The sequence below is a fragment of the Nocardioides sp. InS609-2 genome (genome assembly GCF_023208195.1).
GTDB lineage: Bacteria > Actinomycetota > Actinomycetes > Propionibacteriales > Nocardioidaceae > Nocardioides.
Genome location: NZ_CP060034.1, coordinates 2,886,645 through 2,903,452 on the forward strand (window position 1 = coordinate 2,886,645; position 16,808 = coordinate 2,903,452).

A 16,808-nucleotide genomic window follows, 5' to 3' on the forward strand; every position below is an offset into this window, starting at 1 on the left:
TTGCGGTCCCTCTCGTGGGCTGAGCAGCGGCCGACCGAGTTGCTCGAGATATCGCCTGCTTGGTGGTCGGATTGCTCTCGAATAGGCGGTCGGATCGCTACTACCGGGCGGTTATGGCTCCGGAATGATGGCTCAGCTCATGCACGACGTAGGGGCTGTGGACGAGGAAGGCGGCGGCATCTTCGTTGGCCGCACGCAGGACCGCTGTCATTGCTTGTTGTACCTCGGTGTCCACTTCGGGCTGCTGCATGGCCTGCCGCGCTGCTAGTGGTCCGGATTTGAAGTCTTCATCCGGTTGGCTTTGGTGAGGATCTCGTCGGCGGTCCTGGTCCAGACGAAGGGGTGGGAGCGTTCGTTCCAGCAGTCGATGTAGGTGCGGATCTTGGTGTTGAGGTCCTTGACCGAGGTGAACACGCCGCGGCGGATGGCTTGGCGTTCGATGAGGGAGAACCAGACCTCGACGAGGTTCATCCAGGAGGCGTGGGTCGGGGTGAAGTGGATCTTGAAGCGCGGGTTCTCGATGAGCCAGTTCTTCACGTTGGCGTGTTTGTGGGCGGCGTAGTTGTCCATCACCAGGTGCAGATCGACGGGCTGGCCGGTCTCGTCGACGACGTCGCGGTAGGCGCGTTCGACCTGCTTGAGGAACGCGAGGAACTCTTGGTTGCGGTGCCGCGGCTTGAGAGCGGCGGTGACCTTCCCGGTGGCGATCTCCAGCGCGGCGAACAAGGTGGTGGTGCCGTGGCGGACGTAGTCGTGAGAGCGGCGTTCGACGAGCCCGGGTTGCATCGGAAGGACCGGCATGGTGCGGTCCAGTGCCTGGATCTGGGACTTCTCGTCCACGCACAGCACGATCGCGTTCTCTGGCGGGTTCAGGTACAGCCCGACGATGTCGATGACCTTGGCCTCGAGTTCGGGATCGGTGGAGAACCGGAACGACTCCGAGCGCCACGGCTTGACCCCGTAGGAACGCCAAGCCTCCGCGACGGTGTAGGCGCTGACCTTCAACCGAGCCGCCAACAGCCGCGTGGACCAGTGCGTCACGCCGAGCTTCTTCGGCGGGGGCTTCAGTGTCTCGGCCACGATTTTGCGATGGTCGATCGTGCGCGGACGGCCCGGACGCTGCCGGTCGAGGAGCCCGGCCATGCCCTTGCCCTGGTAGCGGCCCCGCCACTGCAGCACCTTCTGACGGCCGCACCCGACGAGCTCGCAGATCTGGTCGTTCGGCACCCCGTCGGCTGCCAGCAACACGATCCGAGCCCGTTGAGCCGCACCAACCGAGACCGTCGAGGAGCGAGTCAGTCGCTCGAGCTTGTCCCGGTCACCATCACGCAGCACCAGGGCCGGAGCAGGTCGATTCGCCATGCGCCCATGATTTCACTTCATCAACCCGATGACTATTTCCCACGCGGACCACTAGAGCCATCGGATGCTCTTGCCCTGCCATGACGTAGGCCTCGGGAGAGGTGGCCCTTATCGCCAGTTCGCCGAGGGTGGTGGCTTCCAATGAGAGGCCAGCCTCGGCGGCGAGTTTTCCTACCGTGGTGCCGTCGGACCACGCGAAACGCTCCATTGGCGGGGCGTTCGTGACTCGGCTCATGATGCGACCCATCGCGCCGAGCATGGCGTCGATCGGGCCCGCGGGAACCCACGCGCTTACCAGCACGCGACCGCCGGGCCGCAGGACGCGCGCGATCTCCCTCAGCGCCTGCGCCGGGTCTGCAGCGAAGATGACGCCAAAAACAGAGAGGACGACGTCAACCGAGGCGTCGTTGACGGGCAGAGCCAGCAGGTCGCCCTCACGAACTTCGAGATCGACACCGAAGGTTTGCGCGCGCGTCCGGGCGACCTCGAGCAACCGCGGCGCCGCGTCAACGCCGATGACCCCGGCGCCAAGGGCAGCAGCCAATAGCGCCGCGTTGCCCGTCCCACACGCCAGGTCGAGCACGTCCTCACCGGCGATCAGTGCGGCCTGCTCCACGACCGCTCGCGCGACGGGCTCAAGCTCAACTGCTGTTGTCTCATACTTCCCTGCGCCCCAGTCGACCATATTGAAGATCATTACAGCTCCGAGCAACGAGCCGGATCCTGAGCCACGTCACCCGTAACCATGCCGACGACTCCCTCGAGCTGCTTGCGGCTCGCGCCGCCCGGCCTACGACTCCGGCCCCCCTCGGGCGAGCGGCCGGCTTCCACAGGCAACGAGTGGAACAGAGGCCGAGCAGTGCGGCCTGTGGGCATCTTGCGAAGGCTTGTCGTGAGTTCACCGCCGCCAGGCGCGCGGCCCTTGCGGCAATATCCGAACCAGTCCAAGTCGCGTAGCGAAGACCCCGGCAACGTGCAGGTCAGCCGGGGCCCATCTGTGCGCCTGTAGGGATTCGAACCCCAAACCTTCTGTTATGGAGTCTGGCACCCGCCGACACCTGTACGCCGTGGACAGCGTCAAGCGCGCTTTGACAGTGAATCGGCTGCCCGGTGGGGTCGTGGAGCCGCGCCACGAACAGCGCCCCGGCGAGCGCGAGCGTGCCTCTCTTCGGGTGGTGTCCTGATGGCAGGCAAGAGCCTCACGGACGCGGCCGACCCGAACGGGTACGCCTGCCCGTTCTGCCCGGTGATCGTCTCCGAGAAGAGCGCCCTGGTGTCGTACGCCCGACTGCGGTTCGAGGGACACCTCGACGTGCACATGGCGGTCGGCGACCAACTGCGGGTGGCGTCATGAAGGTCAGGGTCGAGTTCACCATCGAGGTAGAACCTGCTGGATGGGTCGAGGCGTACGGAGTGGAGCCGAGCGAGGTCCGTGCGGACGTCAAGGACTACGCCCACACGATGGTCGTCATGCACCTCGCGGACCTGGGCGTGCTGCGATGAGCAAGCGGGAGCGGGAGACCGCCGAGTTCGCGGCGATGCTGCGTCGCATGTGTGCCTCCCTCGGTCGGCGCTTCGACGGCGGAGACGGAGACGTCCCGGACCTCGCCGAGTTCGCTACCGTGCGCAAGGCCCTGGACGAGGCCGAGCACGCCGCCGTGGCCGCGCTGCGACGTCGCTACGGCTACTCGTGGGCGCAGGTGGCTCGGCCTCTCGGGACCACTCGGCAGGCCGCGCAGATGCGGTACGGGCGCGAGCCGGAGCGTCGCGCAACAACTCGTCGGTCTGCATAGTTGTCTCAGCGACCATGACGCAACTACCGGCGCCCTGGCGCGCTGCCATAGACGAATGGACCGACTACGCACGCGCCGGAGGGTCGCCCGCAACGACGGTGCGCACGCGCTGCGAGCACCTCTCCCGGCTGGGTCGCTCGATCCATCAGCCGGACCCGTGGCGAGTAACCGGGCCGGTGCTGCTGTCGTGGTGCGCCCGGCAGGCCTGGGCGACCGAGACGCGTCGCGCGCACCGGACCACCTACCGGGGGTTCTGGCGCTGGGGTGTCGAGACGGGCCGCTGTGAGGTGTCGGCGGCGCTGGCGCTGCCGTCGATCAAGCCCAGCCCGCCGCGCCCGAGGCCGACCCCGGACGACGTCTACCGGGTCGCCCTCGCAACTGGGGACGCGCGCTCGCGGCTGATGATGCGGCTCGCGGCCGAGGCCGGGCTACGCCGCGCCGAGGTCGCCGGCATTCACGAACGTGACGTGCTGACCGACCTCACCGGGTGGACGCTCCACGGCAAGGGCGGACGTGACCGGCTGGTGCCGCTGCCGGACCCGCTGGCCCTCGCGGTCCGGGCCGGGCTCGCGCGGACGGGCGGAGGATGGCTGTTTCCGGGCGATGACCACGGTCACCTCTCACCGCGCTGGGTCGGCAAGGTCGTCACCGATCTCCTTCCGGGTGAGTGGACGATGCACTCCCTGCGGCACAGGTTCGCCTCGCGGGCGAATGAGGCTAACCCGGGCGATGTATTCGCTCTCCAGACGCTGCTCGGGCACGCCTCACCGGCCACGACACGCATGTACGTCGCGGTGCCGGACGCCCGGCTCCGGGCGATGGTGGAGAGCGCGGCATGAAGGCGTGCGACTGGTGCCGCGGGCCGATCCCTCCCGCGATGCGGGTGGACGCGGTGTGCTGTTCGGTGCGCTGCCGTCAGGCCCGGCACCGGTTCCGGTCTTCCGTGGGTCGAGCCGTCGCGAGTGGCCACCCGCGACGGCTGGCCTACGCCGACCCGCCGTACCCCGGCCTGTCGGCGCGCTACTACGGGGACCATCCCGACTATCGCGGCGAAGTGGATCACGCCGCGCTAATCGCGTCGCTCTCGGCCGAGTACGACGCGCCTGGGCGCTCTCGACGTCGGCGAGCGCGTTGCCCGAGGTGCTGGCCCTGTGCCCGCCCGGCGTGCGCGTGGCCGCGTGGTTCCGTGGTGAGCGCCCGAACGCTGCCGCCGAGATCCCGCTCAACGGATGGGAGCCGGTGATCTACGCCGGGGCCATCGCAAGGCGTCGTGTTCCACCGTGGTGGGACGTGTCGGCGCGCGCCGGGTGGACTCGCTGGTGTTCCACTCCCGGCCGAGGCTGACCGATCCGGGGCGGGTCGTGGGCGCCAAACCCGCGATGTTCTGCCGGTGGGTGTTCGAGCTGTTGGGCGCACGGGCGGGAGACACGTTCGTCGATGTGTTCCCCGGCTCGGGTGGGGTGGCCCGTGCGTGGGAGGCGTACACCGAGGTCCTGAGCGACGCGTAGCGCGCACCAGGTGGCGACGCGTCGTACTCGGCCGAGAGCGACGCGTAGTGCGGGCCGCTACCGCTGCTGTCGCGTGACGAGCAGCGCTGTCAGGCCGGTCAGGGAGCCAACCGCGATGTTCTGCAAGACGTCGGGCACCGGCCTGTCGAGCAGTGCCAGGGCGATGATGCCGAGCAGAGCGGCGAGGGCGAGTGCGCCGACGAGGTTGATGACGCGACCGACGAGTGCGGCGTCGGCGGGTGGTGGGCTGGCTGGGTCGCTCATTGGGTGGGTTCCTTCCTCAGGATGCGGGCGGCGGCGCGGGCGCGTCGTCGCTTGGCCTTGCCGAGTCGTTGGTCGGCGGCGAGCGTGAGGAGGAGGTCGCGGGCGGCGGCGTAGCGGCCGGGCTTGGGCTTCTCGACGGTAAGGACACGGACGCCGTCGATGTCCTCGGACCACCCGGCGAGGCGCAGGCGGGGCCACGCGGCGGCGATGCTGGCGATGGACACGAGGTCGAACCGGCCGTCACGCTTGATGTCGGTGGACCAGCACATGCCGTTGCCCGCGACCGGCGCGACGTGGCCGTGACCGTCCGGTGCGCTGCCGCTGGGTGTGCCACCGGTCCACCACACGAGGGCGCCGGGTGGGATGGCCTTGAGGTCGCCGATGGGGTGGCGGTGCTTGGTGCGCTGCCACGCCCTGGTGGCGTCCGGGCTGCCGTCCGAGGGGACGCCGTACAGCTCCCGGACGCGTTGCTTGCACTCGTTTACACCAAAGGTGGGGCCGTTGCGGGACTGGCGGGCGGCGTTGCCGAGAGCACGGCCAACGCTGAGTGGTGTGGTCATCTGGATCTGTTCCTTTCATCGAGGTGGTCATCGAGGCGCCGGCGGAGCCCTTCGAGGTCGTCGGCGATGGTGTTGAGGGATCGCTGCTGGTGGCCGAGGGCGACGGCGATGCCGTAGACGTCGTCCTTCACCGTGGAGCCGCCGTTGTGTTGCAGCTCGTGGATGGCGACATCGGCGACCGCCTGGGCGTTCTCGCCGTTGTCGCGGGTCAGGGTCTCGATTCGGTCGAGCCTGCGGAGCACCTGCCCGAGTGAGCGCAGGACCGTCCGGCCCCCGGCCGCGATGAGGCCGAGCGCAGTGAGGGCCGCGACGACCTCAGACGGGCTAGTCAATAGGTCCATCTCAGACCGCCGTCTGGTAGGTGATGGCGCCGAGGGTTCCTTCACCCGCTGCGCGAGAGTTGATGAGATGCGTGACTTCACCATTGGTATCGATACGCACAGGCCCAGACAGCATGGGTCTGCCCAGACTTTGGTTGACACCTGACCTGTGAGGATCCGTCCTCGCTGGAAGGATGCCGATCATGGCAAAGGCATATCCCAAGGAGTTCCGCGATGACGTCGTGGCCGTGGCCCGGAAGGGCCAGGCTCCGTTGTCCCAGATCGCGAAGGACTTCGGGATCTTTGAAGGCACGTTGAGCAACTGGTTGAAGCGGGCCGACGTCGAGGACGGCCACCGTCCCGGCGTCACCGAGAAGCAGTCGCTCGAGGTGCGTGAGCTGAAGAAGCGCAACCGGCTCCTGGAGCAGGAGAACGAGGTCCTGCGACGTGCCGCTGCTTACCTTTCTCAGGCGAACCTGCCGGGAAAATAGTCTTCCCGCTCGTCCGTGAGATGGCCGCGACCGGTGCCCGCATCAGGGTGTCGGTCGCGGTGGCGTGCAGGGTGCTGGGGTTATCGACGCAGGGGTACTACAAGTGGCTCAATGAGCCGGTGTCCCAACGTGACTGGGACGACGCGCACGTCATCGACGCGCTCCTGGCCATCCATGAGGACGACCCCACGCTCGGCTACCGGTTCCTGACCGACGAGCTCGCCGATGTCGGTATCACCGCATCAGAGAACCGCGTGTGGCGACTGTGCTCGACCGCTGGAGTCTTTGCCTCCCACCACCGCCGTCGGGGCAAGGCAGGCAAGCCTGGTCCGCCGGTCCACGACGACCTGCTCGCGGCCGTTGATGAGAAGGGCAGGGTCACCCACGATTTCACCGCCACGACGCCCAACGAAAAGTGGTTGACCGACATCGAGCGCCACGAGGCGCTGTTGAACCGTGCGGTGGTGAAAGGACACCGCCTCCGGTCCGTCGTAGCGGGCCGGGTGAAGCTGAGGGCAGCCTGACCCCCGGGACGGGGGTGAGGGTGGAAGCAGCCCTGACAACGACGGGACGGGCCAGTACTGCCAGATGGCCTGGGTCCGGCTAGCAAGACGGGAAGGCGTACGTGAGGAACCAACGGCTGAACGCCCCTCAAGAGAGCCACCAGCTCGAACCTGGCGGATCTGGGCTGGATAGCAGCGCGCACCCCGATCACGACACCGCCGAGCGCGGTGTCGGTGTGATGGTCGAGGGAACTTCTGGACTGGGTGATGTCGCCGGTCGGGAGGCCACGGTGAAGGTCTGCGGCGTAGCCGTGGCGATGCTGCAGGGGCATAGTTGGGCGCCGACCCCGTCGAACGGTTCGACAGTGAACGTGGGAACCATCTCGGCGGTCCCCTCCCCGGCCAGCATCCTGCTGGTCGTCGGGAAGGCCCGTCGCCGGCCGATGCTGCCGAGGTGGGGCGGAGGACCCGTAGTAGTCCGAGGCCGGGAAAGCCGGTCACATGGCGAAGGGGTCCAGCGTGTTCGCAGCAACCACGCACCTTCAGGAGGTCGCTGGTGAATACCGGCGAACCGGCACTCGATGTCTTCCCCGAGCGGGAAGAGGCCGAGTGGCGGGTACTGAGGATGCAGAAGAAGCTGCACCGATGGGCGGTGGCCGATCCTGGCCGTCGCTTCGATGACTTCGCCAACCTTGTCTACGACCCGGCGTTCCTGGTCGTGGCGTGGCACAGGGTGCGGGGCAACAAGGGCGCACGGACCGCCGGTGTCGACGGGGTCACTCCCCGCGGCGTCGACCGGGACGCGGTCGACCTGCTGGCCGGGGTCCGTGAGGACTTGAAGGCCGGTGCGTTCGTGCCGCTGCCGGTGCGGGAGAAGACGATTCCGAAGGCGTCGGGCAAAGTCCGAAGCCTGGGGATCCCGACTACCCGTGACCGGGTCGTGCAGGCTGCGTTGAAACTGGTGCTCGAGCCGATCTTCGAGGCGGACTTCAAACCATGCTCCTATGGTTTCCGCCCGCGGCGCCGGGCCCAGGACGCGATCGCCGAGATCCACTTCCTCGCCTCACCTCCTCGGAACTATGAGTGGGTGTTCGAGGCAGACATCAAGGCGTGCTTCGACGAGATCGACCACACCGCCCTCATGGGCAGGGTGAGACATCGTGTCGGGGACAAACGGGTCCTGGGCTGGGTGAAGGCGTTCTTGCGGGCCGGGGTCCTCACCGAGGACGGCATCAACCGCGAGACGATCACCGGCACACCTCAAGGCGGGATCCTTTCACCGCTGCTGGCCAACATCGCCCTGTCCGTGCTGGATGAGCACTTCGCCGCCAAATGGGAGGGGCTCGGACCGGAATGGACGCGCGCCAAGCACCGACGTGCCGGTGGTGCGGTCATGAAGCTCGTCCGCTACGCGGATGACTTCGTGGTCCTCATCCACGGACAACGCGCCGATGCTGAAGCGCTGTGGGACGAGGTTGGGGCGGTGCTCGCGCCGATGGGCCTGCGCCTGTCGGTAGAGAAGACGAGGGTCTGCCACATCGATGAGGGGTTCGACTTCCTCGGCTGGCGCATCCAGCGCCGGACCTGGCGGAGCCGGACCGGCAAGACGGCGATCTACACCTACCCGTCGAAGAAGTCATTGGCTTCGGTGATGGCCAAGGTGCGGACGCTGACGCGTCGTGCGAAACATCGAACGCTCGCCGACCTGCTGCGCCGGTTGAACCCGGTGCTGCGGGGTTGGTGCAACTACTTCCGTCACGGCGTGTCCTCGCGGACGTTCGGCTACGTCGATCACTTCGCCTTCTGGCGGATCGTCGGCTGGCTCCGCAAACGACACGTCGGGCTGAATATGCACACCCTGGTCCGGCGCTACCTGCCCGGTTGGCAGATCCGCGCCGGAGGAATCGAGATGTTCCGACCGGAAGCGATCGTTATCGAGCGCTACCGCTACCGGGGCACCAAGATCCCCACACCATGGTCGAGCGCACCGACAAAGGGATCACCCGCACCAACGGCATGACCACGTGGAGAGCCGGATGCGGTGAAAGTCGCACGTCCGGTTCGGAGGGCGGGCCAGGGAGACCCACCAGCCGAAAGGCTGGCAGGGCGCCCCGGTCCGACCCCTACACCGAGCACCGCACCAGCGAGGGGAAGCTCTACCTGTGCGCGATCAAGGACTGCTACTCCAACAAGATCGTCGGCTACTCCATCGATTCGCGGATGAAGTCGTCCCTGGCGGCCTCGGCGTTCCGGAACGCGATCGCGTTGCGGTCGCCGGCCGGGACGATCTGTCATTCCGATAGGGGCAGTCAATTTCGCTCCAAGAAGGTCATCAGGCTCCTGAAGAACAACGGCCTGCACGGCTCGATGGGCCGCGTGGCCTCGGCCGGCGACAACGCCGCCATGGAGAGCTTCTTCTCGCTCCTGCAGAAGAACGTCCTCGACACCAAGCGGTGGGAGACCCGTGAGGAACTGCGTCTCGCGATCGTCACGTGGATCGAGACCAAGTACAACCGACGCCGTCGTCAACGCGCCCTGGGCAAGCTCACCCCAGTCGAGTTTGAGATGATCTACGTAACCGCAGAAGCGGCCTGAGAACCATCAAACCCCGAGTGTCAACCAAACCGGGGGCAGACCCTTCACGTGGTCGTGCACCTGCAAGGCACCGTCGTCTTCGAGGTGCCACACGTCCTCGAAGAGGCCGACTGAGAACTTGGTCAGAACGCCGTCTTGGAGCAGCGTGTAGACCTCGTCGCCCTTGGACGTCTTGGAGATGCGAGCCGTGATGCGCAGGCCCTCGGCGGTCTGTTCGCTGCTCGTGATGAGGCCGATGGGCAGGCCGTTGCCGAGGTGGTCGTGGCCGTAGAAGAGCTGCGAACCGTCGAGCACAGTTGCCTCATCCCAGCGCTGACGAGAGGCACCGGTCAGCCAGTTCGGGCGGTCGGTCTCCTCCCCGTAGGGCAGCGCGAGTCCGGCGATCTCGCGTCGCTCGGCGGCTCCGGTGGGCGAGAGCGTGGCTTCGAGGTAGACGGGGGTGACGGTCGTTGTCGTCATGCGGAGTCTCCGATGGGTGCGTCGGCCGAGGCTGGGGCGGTCACGGGCTGGGGCTTGCCGGGTGCAGTGCCGCCGAAGCGCTCGCGGTCGTGCACGTCCTGCGGCGAGATAACCCCGGTCTGGAGGTAGATGCGGTCCACCTCGGCGCGCGTCTTGGCGTCGGGACGAAGCCACTCGGCCAGGTCGAACTTGGCGGTCTGCCCGTAGGGGAGCAGGGTGCTAATCGAGGTTTCGACCGGGGCGAGATAGTTCGGTGCGAGCGTGAGCCGCATGAACTGGGTGTCGATCATTTCGAGGTTGGAGTAGGTCAGGCTCGTGCCCTCGACGGCGGCGTGGAGGTAGTCGGCGGGCATGCCGAACATGCGGGCGACGTCGAGGACGCCGAAGTTCTGCGCCTGAATCCATTGCGCGTCCTCGGGCTTGAGCATGATCGGCTGGTAGGACAGGCCCTTGCCGAGGACGCGGATCTGCGGGCCGAGACGGCGGTTGATGGTGGCCGCGTCGGGCTGGTCATCGAAGACCTCGGGGTTGTGCCAGATCTGGCGGTACATGGCCACACTGCCGGGGTCGAGCTGCTGGTCGCTCGACAGCACTCCGGACGGCACGTCGTTCGAGTTGAACCAGTTGGAGGCGTAGTCGCGCACATCGAGCGCACCGCCGAGCGAGACCCGGCACGCGGTGATGGGGCTGATGCCACGGTTGTGGCCCGGCACCTGCATGCCCCACACGTGGAGGACGTCGGAGTCGGCGAGGTCGATAAACCGGCCGAGGCGGTGGTCGAAGGTCGTGTAGGACTTGACGCCCTTGACCCAGCGGACGTGAGTCAGGAAGGCGTTCAGCACCTCGGCGGCGGCGATGCTGCGGTCCGGGCCGAGGTGCTTGCGGTAGAAGATATTGCCGTCCGAGGCCATCGAGACCACCGAGCGGTGAATCCACTCGGGAAGGCTGCGCCACGGGTCCGGCTTGACGACCAGGGATGGGGCCGGAGCGACGAGTGTCTTGCCGCGCCACGAGCCCAGGGTGAGTTGCGAGGAAACGCCGCTGAGGATCTGGATCGAGCGGAACACAGCCGGAAGGCCGAGTGCCCGGTCGAAGGTGACCGTCGATGTGTTCGCCCGTGAGGGCGGCATCACGTTGGCGGAGTAGTCGCCGACCGGCTCGTCCTCGGACGGCACCTCGGAGAGGAGTTGGCCGAGGCGCTTCGTCAGGTATCCCACGTAGAAAATCCTCAACGCGGGTGTGTCAACATGACACAGATCGGCAGGCCGTCGCGCTCAAGCTGAGAGCGACGCGTAGTACGTCGACGCGCTACGCGTCAGAAGAGTTGCTGGCTGTTCGAGGGTCTGACCGAGGCCACGTAGACGCCCATGACGGTGGCGATCACGGCGTCGATGTCGCTGGGCGAAAGGGTGCGCGAGATCCGCCATCCCTCGGGGGTGTTGCGGCGTTTGGCCTTGGGCATCTGCGCACGGGTGAGCGCGTCACCAGGGTGACGCAGGGCGCGACGCGCGATGGTCGCGGCGGTGGTCACGGCAGCGGCTTGCATCTCGGAGGCAGTGAGCGCCCACACGTCGCGACCGTCTTCCTTGAGGGTGGCACCGACAGCGGCCAAGGTGACCCGGTCCAGGGCGAACGCGCACGGCCCACGTGCCGCGAGCAGACGGCAGGCCGCTACGAGCCGGTCATGGTCCGGGTCCGGGAGGACGGCGACGATCTCCGTGTTGATGATGCCGTCGCTGTTGCTGGTGGCCTTGATGGTGGCCCACTCCCAGCCCCCCGACCTGTCGAGGCTGTAGACTCTCTCTGAGGCGTGCTCGATCTCGTCCTCGGAGGCGGTGTCGTTCCATGCTGCGATGGATGCCCACGAGTCGGCGGAGCCGACCACGAAGCGGTTAAGGGTGTAGCGGATGACGCGGTCGCGTCCGGTGACGCCGCGCTTGTCTCGGCCTGCCGGCCAAAGTTTGCGGGCGTCGGCCATCACCACGTCGAGGTCGATCCGGCCGCATGCTATGGCGGGGTTGGCGGCGATCACGTTGGCCTCGGTGAGTTCGTCGTCTGCGCCTTCCCACACGAAGAATCCGAAGCGTTCGTCCCCGCCATCGAGAGCGACCTCGCCCTCTTGGTACAGCCGGATCAGCAACTCGGAGTCGTCGTCGCCCGCCGTGGTGATGCCGAGCAGGATCGCGTTTGGCTGCGCGGTCTGCCCCTTCACGATGGCATCCCACAGGGCGAGGATGCCGAGGTGGAGTTCGTCGTAGAGGCCACCGGACACCGGGTGGCCCTGGGCGGTCTCCTCGTTCGGCGGGAGGATCTGGTAGAGCCCGTTACCGAGCCCGGCCGCGCCACGGTCGCGGCGCTTCATCTCGGCGAGGCTGAGCCCGCGCGGGTGTGGGTACGCCCGCTTGTGGATGCCGCGCGTCTCGGTCGGGCGCAGCTCGCGCAGCAAGGCCGGGTTCGCCTCGATGGCGTAGCGGAGCCGGTCGTAGACGATCTTGGCCTGTTCCTCGACCGAGGCCATCCCGACCACGCGCGGGCCACGGACGTGCATCGCGATCAGGAACAGCGCGAGCAGCGCGGCGATGATGCTCTTGCCGTTCTGCCGGGCAATCGAGATCACGACCTGCCGGTAGCGCAGCCGACCGCGCAACTTCTCGACAGGCCAGTCAGGCGGGTACGTCTCCAACACGTGCCGGATGAGCCACGCCTGCCAGATGTCGAGCAGGAACCGTAGCGTCTCGGGAGAGCGCCAGTGCTCGCCCGAGATCGCGAGCAGCCGGTCTCCCTCGGTGGTGAAGTCCTCGTCACCGGTCAGCGACGGGGTGTAGCGCGCCGGGTGCCAGTCGCCCACCGGCACAAGGTCGGCGTCCGGCTCGAAGCCGGGCACAAGCAGGTCGGCGCTCACTCCATCCCCAAGCCGAAGATGGATTCCTCGTTGAACGGGCCGGAATCGGTCAGGCTCGGAGCTGCGGGGGCCGGTGCCGGGCGACGCGCGTCGAGCCGATACAGCACCTTGTCGAAGGACGAGGCAAGGGCCGACTGAATCTCGAAGCGCTCGCGCATCTGCCGGTCGAGTGATGTGGCGATGCTGCGGGCGTGGACCTTGAGCGGAGCGTCTGCGTCGGTCAACCAGGTCGCAGCCGCCAGGTACTTTTCGATGGCTGCCGTGTAGGTGTCGCCGTCCGGCGATCCGGTCGGATCACCCTCGGTCTCGGTCGAATCCTCGGACATGTCTGCCCTTTCTTGTCTGGCTGGCGGGATTATTCGGAGGTCTCTGTGTGTGGAGGCTGCGAGCCATGTGTCTTGCGCTAACTCGGTGCCAAAAAAACGAGGTCGGCGAGTTCGGGGTAGCGCGGGTTGAGCCACGGCAATCGCTCGACCGACTGGTCGTTGCTGTCGCTCTTGCGTCGGTTGCACGGGCCGCAGAGCGTCTGCATGTTGTCGATGTCGAGGGCGAGTTCGGGGTAGAGCGACGCGGGCTTGATGTGGTCGGCTTGCAGCTCTTCGGTAGAGCCGCACTCGACACGCAGGGCCTGCCACTCGGCGGTGTTCTTGAACGCATCGTGAGCGCTCATCGCTCGACCCACTGCTTGCGCCGGGTGAGGTGCCACTGTCCGCATTCCGGGCACTCATAGCAGCGCAGCGGGCCGAGGTTCACCGAGCAGCGCAGGGCTGCCGCGATGGCTGTCTCGAAGTCCGGGTAGGAGCCCGTCTTGCCACTGGCGCACTTCATGCCCTGACCTCCGAGCGGATGCGGTGCAGGGTGCGCAGGCTGATGCCGAGATCGGCAGCAACCTCCGCCCAGGTCAGGCCACGGCGTCGAAGGCTGGTGATGTCCTCGACGTAGGTCTCACGGTCGTAAGCCGGGATGCCACTCATCCGGTCGCCGTCGCTTCCCCGTAGCCAGCGCCTTTGCCGTGAGCACCGGAGACGCGAGGCGCGTAGGTGTGGCCGCTGACGTGGGCCTTGCGCATGCACTCGGTCTCATCGAGCCCGCACTGATCGCACGGACCGAGCGCGCTCGCGCGCGGACCAGTTACGGACGTAGGAACCGGGGTTGTCTGTTCTGTGGATGGTTCTATGGATGGTTTGGGTGCAGTGGGCTGCGGGGGGTGGGGTGCAGTGGGCTGCGGGGGGTGGGTGCAGTGGGCTGCGGGGGGTGCAGTGGGCTGCGGGGGGGATATCCACAGGTCGGCAGGAGCCTCGGCGATCGGCTTGAGGTTGTGATTGGGGCTCCGGTCGCAGTTGACCGGGCACGAGATGGTGATCTCGTAGCGGTTCGGCCGCAGCGAGTTCTTCCAGTTGGCCGTTCCTCCCTGCTGCAAGTAGACGACCAACTCGCCCGCCTTCACGAGCCGATTGAGGGCGTCCTGAACGGCCCTCTCGGTGACGTTCGTGTACCGCACCAGCCGCTTGATCGTGGGCCATGCGCCACCGTCGCCAGCGTGGTTGGCGATGCCCATCAAGAGCAGCTTGTCGGTGCCACGAGCGCGGCTGTGGTACAGAACCATGTTCTGTGCCTCGATGCTCATAGGTCGGCGTACACCTCGTCTCGACGGCCCTCGACAACGGCGAGGCAGGTGTCGCAGTCGAAGCAGAGGACGGCCCACGAGTTGAAGCCGTTGGCTTGGACGACGGTGGACCCCGAGCAGCAGCGATGAACGCTCATGGCGCTACCTCGGGGTCAATCTCGTCGCGCCGCCAGCGTTCGAGCTGCGAGGGCGAGACGTCGTCGGGCAGCACGGACAGGTGGACCTTGCCGAGGTGGACGTCGATGACCGTGCCGCCTCGACCGAGCCGCGTGACACGGTCGCGGCGCTTGACGGCGCTCATGACACACCGCCAGTCAGGCGACGGCGCCCCGGTCCTGCCACTCGACCGAGAGCCGGACCATGAAGTCCTTGAGCCGTGGTCGAGGGGTGCTCTCGGCGTACAGGGCCTCGTCGGAGACGTAGCCGATGCATGTCGCGTCGCAGCCTTGCTGCCACGTCCACGCTTCCGACCAGTACGCCTCCATGAGGTACTGATGCCACAGGTTGACCGCGCACGGTGTCCCGTCCCTTCTCAGCCGTCGCTTGACGTGCACGCACGTACGCGGATGGTCGTGGTGAACGCCTCGTGGTCGGAGGCGGCGTGTAGCCCGAGCAGCCGCGACGGCTTGACGATCTCGGCGTTGGTCCAGAGTCCGTCGATCAGTCGGCCGCTGTGAGTGCCGCGCTTCGGGTAGGGCTTGCGCCACGCGGAGGTGAGGCCGGGCATGTGTCGGTGGAGCCACCGGTAGCCCAGCGCGCTCTTCTGGTTGCGGTTGAAGTCCATAAGCACCGCGACGATCTCGCCGGGCGATGACGGGCGGCGCTTGAGCGCCTTTCCTGCCTGTCGCGCTGCGCGGAGGTAGCGGCGTCGCGGGAGGTGCCCGACGACCAGCAGCAGGCCACCGATGCGCACCTCAAGGGTCCAGACGCGGCCACGGTCGCCGACGTTCAGCCTCGTGAGGGCCCTGACCTCCGTGGGCTTGAATCCCATCGCATGGGTCCATCGGACGAGTACGGCGCACTCACCTGTGGGCCCGGGCGGACCCTGGTGCACGGCGTAGCCGTTCACTGTTGCCCACGCTCGCAGGGCGACCCGGTGCCGGGTCGCAGCGACCTCGGTCAGCACGATCACGTCGGGCTTGCCCTTGGCGAGCATGTCGAGCGCCGCCCTGAACATGGCGGTGGGTCGGTCGAAGCGGCAGGCGAGGAACACGATGGTCAGGGTCATCGCGGACTCACCTGCCACATGCCCCGCGAGTTGCGCCTGACCATGTGACGCACGCCCGTGGCTCGCGCCCGACGGTCGGCGAGCGCCAGGGCGTCGTCCCACCAGTAGAGGCCCATGAGCCCGTGCATGACGCCGTGGCGCTTCATCGCTCGACCTCGCGCAGCGCCGTGACCTTGGCGTCCTTCAAACCCCTGCGGGTCTCACGCCGGGCGGCGAGACCGTCGAGGATGACGTCGATGAGCAGCCAGACGAGCAGCACCACCATTACTGTCACGAAGACAACAACGGCGGCGGCTCCTGCCCACGCGGCGACTTCCCCGGCGCTCATAGGAACCTCGCGTCGCGCAAGGGCACGTCACCGGGCCGCGTCGTGAGATCGCGGCGCAGGCGCTCGATGGCCTCGGCGACTGCGAGCGTGGCGTAGATGTCTGCCAACTTGAGCGACGTGCCGATCTCGCGGTGAAGGTCGGAGATGGCCGCGTTCTTGCTGCGGTCACCGTCGCCGACGAGGTCATCGAGGTCGCAGTCGAGTTCGTCGGCGTGGGTCAGATGCTCGCGAGCGAGGTCTGACGAACGTGTAGTTACATCGTTGTGGTTTTTCCCATGTCGCACAGATTGCAACAGGGCTGTTACCCGTGTCTAGCAACACGCCAGAACTTTCCTAACAATATTGATGCGAAATGGCTGAAGCAGCCTGTAGATTCCGTCGTATGACGACACTGAGGCACGAGATGGCAACGGTTGACGCCACCATCTCGGAGAATGTGAACACGATGCTCCACCGGACGCGCACAGCCGTCCCAGAGGTGGCGACGGCGCTGGGCATGTCGAAGCAGACGCTGTGGCGCAAGGTGACAGGCCGGGGTAGCCCGTGGCTGTTCGTAGAGGTCCAGGCTCTCGCCGGCCACTTCACGGTGTCGGTCGAGCAGCTCTCAGGGGAACTGCCCGACTTGAGTACTTGGTGCGCCTGTAGGGATTCGAACCCCAAACCTTCTGATCCGTAGTCAGATGCTCTATCCGTTGAGCTACAGGCGCATGTCGCTCAGTTGCCTGAGGACTGGACGAGGATAGCCGACCTGTTCGGACCCCACGAAATCAGTACGACGCGGGCGGGTGGATGTGACGCCCGGCACACCCTTGGAACGGTCCAATATGTGCCGAACAGGCGAGCAGTTAGCCTCCCTTCCAACCCGCGC

25 protein-coding genes, 1 tRNA gene and 2 pseudogenes are annotated in these 16,808 nt (G+C 67.0%); 8 read left to right on the top strand and 20 right to left on the bottom strand.

Annotation, left to right across the window (positions count from 1 at the left end; genetic code table 11):
* Positions 1–264: 264 nt before the first annotated feature.
* A complete protein-coding gene (locus tag H4Q84_RS14930) occupies positions 265–1,362 on the bottom strand; it encodes an IS630 family transposase (protein WP_248579881.1) in 1,098 nt (365 codons plus the stop codon).
* The gene (locus H4Q84_RS14935; protein WP_248579882.1) at positions 1,325–2,059 is read right to left on the bottom strand and encodes a class I SAM-dependent methyltransferase; all 735 of its coding nucleotides are present in this window, start codon (positions 2,057–2,059) and stop codon (positions 1,325–1,327) included. The genes H4Q84_RS14930 and H4Q84_RS14935 overlap by 38 nt, the downstream gene beginning before the upstream one ends.
* Positions 2,060–2,545: 486 nt before the next feature.
* Between H4Q84_RS14935 and H4Q84_RS14940 the strand changes: the two genes are divergently transcribed.
* The 5 genes from H4Q84_RS14940 to H4Q84_RS14960 all read left to right on the top strand — a co-directional run bounded on the left by H4Q84_RS14940 (position 2,546) and on the right by H4Q84_RS14960 (position 4,663).
* Positions 2,546–2,716 carry a hypothetical protein gene (locus tag H4Q84_RS14940; protein WP_248579883.1) on the top strand — a complete coding sequence of 57 codons (171 nt, stop codon included), beginning with the start codon at positions 2,546–2,548 and terminating at the stop codon, positions 2,714–2,716.
* Positions 2,713–2,865 carry a hypothetical protein gene (locus H4Q84_RS14945; protein ID WP_248579884.1) on the top strand — a complete coding sequence of 51 codons (153 nt, stop codon included), beginning with the start codon at positions 2,713–2,715 and terminating at the stop codon, positions 2,863–2,865. The genes H4Q84_RS14940 and H4Q84_RS14945 overlap by 4 nt, the downstream gene beginning before the upstream one ends.
* On the top strand, positions 2,862–3,155 hold the full coding sequence (locus H4Q84_RS14950) for a hypothetical protein (protein WP_248579885.1): 294 nt from the start codon (positions 2,862–2,864) through the stop codon (positions 3,153–3,155). The genes H4Q84_RS14945 and H4Q84_RS14950 overlap by 4 nt, the downstream gene beginning before the upstream one ends.
* A 14-nt stretch (positions 3,156–3,169) precedes the next feature.
* On the top strand, positions 3,170–3,994 hold the full coding sequence (locus H4Q84_RS14955; protein WP_248579886.1) for a tyrosine-type recombinase/integrase: 825 nt from the start codon (positions 3,170–3,172) through the stop codon (positions 3,992–3,994).
* 441 nt (positions 3,995–4,435) lie between these two features.
* Positions 4,436–4,663 (top strand): hypothetical protein, encoded by a 228-nt coding sequence (locus tag H4Q84_RS14960; RefSeq protein WP_248579887.1) that lies wholly within the window; start codon positions 4,436–4,438, stop codon positions 4,661–4,663.
* Positions 4,664–4,720: 57 nt separating this feature from the next.
* Here the strand turns inward: H4Q84_RS14960 and H4Q84_RS14965 are convergent, their stop codons facing one another.
* From H4Q84_RS14965 to H4Q84_RS14975, 3 genes are read right to left on the bottom strand one after another with little or no spacing between them, the layout of a single operon-like run.
* Complete coding sequence (locus H4Q84_RS14965) at positions 4,721–4,927, bottom strand: hypothetical protein (RefSeq protein ID WP_248579888.1); 207 nt, start codon at positions 4,925–4,927, stop codon at positions 4,721–4,723.
* Positions 4,924–5,487 carry a hypothetical protein gene (locus H4Q84_RS14970; protein ID WP_248579889.1) on the bottom strand — a complete coding sequence of 188 codons (564 nt, stop codon included), beginning with the start codon at positions 5,485–5,487 and terminating at the stop codon, positions 4,924–4,926. The genes H4Q84_RS14965 and H4Q84_RS14970 overlap by 4 nt, the downstream gene beginning before the upstream one ends.
* Entirely contained in the window at positions 5,484–5,819 is a 336-nt protein-coding gene (locus tag H4Q84_RS14975) for a hypothetical protein (RefSeq protein ID WP_248579890.1), read from the bottom strand. Before H4Q84_RS14975 ends, H4Q84_RS14970 begins: the two co-directional genes overlap by 4 nt.
* A 191-nt stretch (positions 5,820–6,010) precedes the next feature.
* Here H4Q84_RS14975 and H4Q84_RS14980 point away from each other — a divergent pair.
* The 3 genes and pseudogenes from H4Q84_RS14980 to H4Q84_RS14990 all read left to right on the top strand — a co-directional run.
* Positions 6,011–6,729 (top strand): annotated as a pseudogene (locus H4Q84_RS14980) (IS3 family transposase); the annotation flags it as partial.
* 628 nt (positions 6,730–7,357) lie between these two features.
* Positions 7,358–8,821, top strand: a complete 1,464-nt coding sequence (ltrA, locus tag H4Q84_RS14985; protein WP_248579451.1) for a group II intron reverse transcriptase/maturase — start codon at positions 7,358–7,360, stop codon at positions 8,819–8,821.
* Positions 8,822–8,928: 107 nt separating this feature from the next.
* Positions 8,929–9,396, top strand: a pseudogene (locus H4Q84_RS14990) (IS3 family transposase); the annotation flags it as partial.
* Positions 9,397–9,402: 6 nt separating this feature from the next.
* Here the strand turns inward: H4Q84_RS14990 and H4Q84_RS14995 are convergent.
* The 15 genes from H4Q84_RS14995 to H4Q84_RS15065 all read right to left on the bottom strand — a co-directional run bounded on the left by H4Q84_RS14995 (position 9,403) and on the right by H4Q84_RS15065 (position 16,647).
* Positions 9,403–9,855 carry a hypothetical protein gene (locus tag H4Q84_RS14995; RefSeq protein WP_248579891.1) on the bottom strand — a complete coding sequence of 151 codons (453 nt, stop codon included), beginning with the start codon at positions 9,853–9,855 and terminating at the stop codon, positions 9,403–9,405.
* Positions 9,852–11,072, bottom strand: coding sequence for a phage portal protein (locus H4Q84_RS15000; protein WP_248579892.1), 1,221 nt, complete (start codon positions 11,070–11,072; stop codon positions 9,852–9,854). The genes H4Q84_RS14995 and H4Q84_RS15000 overlap by 4 nt, the downstream gene beginning before the upstream one ends.
* A gap of 98 nt (positions 11,073–11,170) precedes the next feature.
* Entirely contained in the window at positions 11,171–12,757 is a 1,587-nt protein-coding gene (locus tag H4Q84_RS15005) for a terminase large subunit (protein WP_248579893.1), read from the bottom strand.
* Positions 12,754–13,083 carry a hypothetical protein gene (locus H4Q84_RS15010; RefSeq protein WP_248579894.1) on the bottom strand — a complete coding sequence of 110 codons (330 nt, stop codon included), beginning with the start codon at positions 13,081–13,083 and terminating at the stop codon, positions 12,754–12,756. The genes H4Q84_RS15005 and H4Q84_RS15010 overlap by 4 nt, the downstream gene beginning before the upstream one ends.
* 77 nt (positions 13,084–13,160) lie before the next feature.
* Complete coding sequence (locus tag H4Q84_RS15015) at positions 13,161–13,427, bottom strand: HNH endonuclease signature motif containing protein (RefSeq protein ID WP_248579895.1); 267 nt, start codon at positions 13,425–13,427, stop codon at positions 13,161–13,163.
* Positions 13,424–13,585 carry a hypothetical protein gene (locus H4Q84_RS15020; RefSeq protein ID WP_248579896.1) on the bottom strand — a complete coding sequence of 54 codons (162 nt, stop codon included), beginning with the start codon at positions 13,583–13,585 and terminating at the stop codon, positions 13,424–13,426. Before H4Q84_RS15020 ends, H4Q84_RS15015 begins: the two co-directional genes overlap by 4 nt.
* Positions 13,582–13,731 (bottom strand): helix-turn-helix domain-containing protein, encoded by a 150-nt coding sequence (locus tag H4Q84_RS15025; RefSeq protein WP_248579897.1) that lies wholly within the window; start codon positions 13,729–13,731, stop codon positions 13,582–13,584. Before H4Q84_RS15025 ends, H4Q84_RS15020 begins: the two co-directional genes overlap by 4 nt.
* Positions 13,728–14,384 carry a helix-turn-helix domain-containing protein gene (locus H4Q84_RS15030; RefSeq protein WP_248579898.1) on the bottom strand — a complete coding sequence of 219 codons (657 nt, stop codon included), beginning with the start codon at positions 14,382–14,384 and terminating at the stop codon, positions 13,728–13,730. The genes H4Q84_RS15025 and H4Q84_RS15030 overlap by 4 nt, the downstream gene beginning before the upstream one ends.
* Complete coding sequence (locus H4Q84_RS15035) at positions 14,381–14,521, bottom strand: hypothetical protein (protein WP_248579899.1); 141 nt, start codon at positions 14,519–14,521, stop codon at positions 14,381–14,383. Before H4Q84_RS15035 ends, H4Q84_RS15030 begins: the two co-directional genes overlap by 4 nt.
* Positions 14,518–14,685, bottom strand: coding sequence for a hypothetical protein (locus H4Q84_RS15040; protein WP_248579900.1), 168 nt, complete (start codon positions 14,683–14,685; stop codon positions 14,518–14,520). Before H4Q84_RS15040 ends, H4Q84_RS15035 begins: the two co-directional genes overlap by 4 nt.
* A gap of 13 nt (positions 14,686–14,698) precedes the next feature.
* Positions 14,699–14,869 carry a hypothetical protein gene (locus H4Q84_RS15045; protein WP_248579901.1) on the bottom strand — a complete coding sequence of 57 codons (171 nt, stop codon included), beginning with the start codon at positions 14,867–14,869 and terminating at the stop codon, positions 14,699–14,701.
* Positions 14,870–14,916: 47 nt separating this feature from the next.
* On the bottom strand, positions 14,917–15,612 hold the full coding sequence (locus tag H4Q84_RS15050) for an endonuclease/exonuclease/phosphatase family protein (RefSeq protein WP_248579902.1): 696 nt from the start codon (positions 15,610–15,612) through the stop codon (positions 14,917–14,919).
* Positions 15,609–15,758 (bottom strand): hypothetical protein, encoded by a 150-nt coding sequence (locus tag H4Q84_RS15055; protein WP_248579903.1) that lies wholly within the window; start codon positions 15,756–15,758, stop codon positions 15,609–15,611. The genes H4Q84_RS15050 and H4Q84_RS15055 overlap by 4 nt, the downstream gene beginning before the upstream one ends.
* Positions 15,755–15,940 carry a hypothetical protein gene (locus tag H4Q84_RS15060; RefSeq protein WP_248579904.1) on the bottom strand — a complete coding sequence of 62 codons (186 nt, stop codon included), beginning with the start codon at positions 15,938–15,940 and terminating at the stop codon, positions 15,755–15,757. The genes H4Q84_RS15055 and H4Q84_RS15060 overlap by 4 nt, the downstream gene beginning before the upstream one ends.
* 631 nt (positions 15,941–16,571) lie before the next feature.
* A tRNA-Arg gene (locus H4Q84_RS15065) sits at positions 16,572–16,647 on the bottom strand.
* Positions 16,648–16,808: the final 161 nt, after the last annotated feature.

Excerpts from the sequence above, each read along its gene's own strand:
- H4Q84_RS15060 (WP_248579904.1), bottom strand. The coding sequence starts at position 15,940 with ATGAGCGCCGGGGAAGTCGCCGCGTGGGCAGGAGCCGCCGCCGTTGTT.
- H4Q84_RS15030 (WP_248579898.1), bottom strand. The coding sequence starts at position 14,384 with ATGAGCATCGAGGCACAGAACATGGTTCTGTACCACAGCCGCGCTCGT.
- H4Q84_RS15025 (WP_248579897.1), bottom strand. The coding sequence starts at position 13,731 with ATGAGTGGCATCCCGGCTTACGACCGTGAGACCTACGTCGAGGACATC.
- H4Q84_RS14945 (WP_248579884.1), top strand. The coding sequence starts at position 2,713 with ATGAAGGTCAGGGTCGAGTTCACCATCGAGGTAGAACCTGCTGGATGG.
- H4Q84_RS14995 (WP_248579891.1), bottom strand. The coding sequence starts at position 9,855 with ATGACGACAACGACCGTCACCCCCGTCTACCTCGAAGCCACGCTCTCG.
- H4Q84_RS14935 (WP_248579882.1), bottom strand. The coding sequence starts at position 2,059 with ATGATCTTCAATATGGTCGACTGGGGCGCAGGGAAGTATGAGACAACA.
- H4Q84_RS14930 (WP_248579881.1), bottom strand. The coding sequence starts at position 1,362 with ATGGCGAATCGACCTGCTCCGGCCCTGGTGCTGCGTGATGGTGACCGG.
- H4Q84_RS15040 (WP_248579900.1), bottom strand. The coding sequence starts at position 14,685 with ATGAGCGCCGTCAAGCGCCGCGACCGTGTCACGCGGCTCGGTCGAGGC.
- H4Q84_RS14955 (WP_248579886.1), top strand. The coding sequence starts at position 3,170 with ATGACGCAACTACCGGCGCCCTGGCGCGCTGCCATAGACGAATGGACC.
- H4Q84_RS14965 (WP_248579888.1), bottom strand. The coding sequence starts at position 4,927 with ATGAGCGACCCAGCCAGCCCACCACCCGCCGACGCCGCACTCGTCGGT.
- H4Q84_RS15020 (WP_248579896.1), bottom strand. The coding sequence starts at position 13,585 with ATGAAGTGCGCCAGTGGCAAGACGGGCTCCTACCCGGACTTCGAGACA.
- H4Q84_RS14970 (WP_248579889.1), bottom strand. The coding sequence starts at position 5,487 with ATGACCACACCACTCAGCGTTGGCCGTGCTCTCGGCAACGCCGCCCGC.
- H4Q84_RS15055 (WP_248579903.1), bottom strand. The coding sequence starts at position 15,758 with ATGAAGCGCCACGGCGTCATGCACGGGCTCATGGGCCTCTACTGGTGG.
- H4Q84_RS15050 (WP_248579902.1), bottom strand. The coding sequence starts at position 15,612 with ATGACCCTGACCATCGTGTTCCTCGCCTGCCGCTTCGACCGACCCACC.
- H4Q84_RS14940 (WP_248579883.1), top strand. The coding sequence starts at position 2,546 with ATGGCAGGCAAGAGCCTCACGGACGCGGCCGACCCGAACGGGTACGCC.
- H4Q84_RS14950 (WP_248579885.1), top strand. The coding sequence starts at position 2,862 with ATGAGCAAGCGGGAGCGGGAGACCGCCGAGTTCGCGGCGATGCTGCGT.
- H4Q84_RS15035 (WP_248579899.1), bottom strand. The coding sequence starts at position 14,521 with ATGAGCGTTCATCGCTGCTGCTCGGGGTCCACCGTCGTCCAAGCCAAC.
- H4Q84_RS15015 (WP_248579895.1), bottom strand. The coding sequence starts at position 13,427 with ATGAGCGCTCACGATGCGTTCAAGAACACCGCCGAGTGGCAGGCCCTG.
- H4Q84_RS15010 (WP_248579894.1), bottom strand. The coding sequence starts at position 13,083 with ATGTCCGAGGATTCGACCGAGACCGAGGGTGATCCGACCGGATCGCCG.
- H4Q84_RS15045 (WP_248579901.1), bottom strand. The coding sequence starts at position 14,869 with ATGGAGGCGTACTGGTCGGAAGCGTGGACGTGGCAGCAAGGCTGCGAC.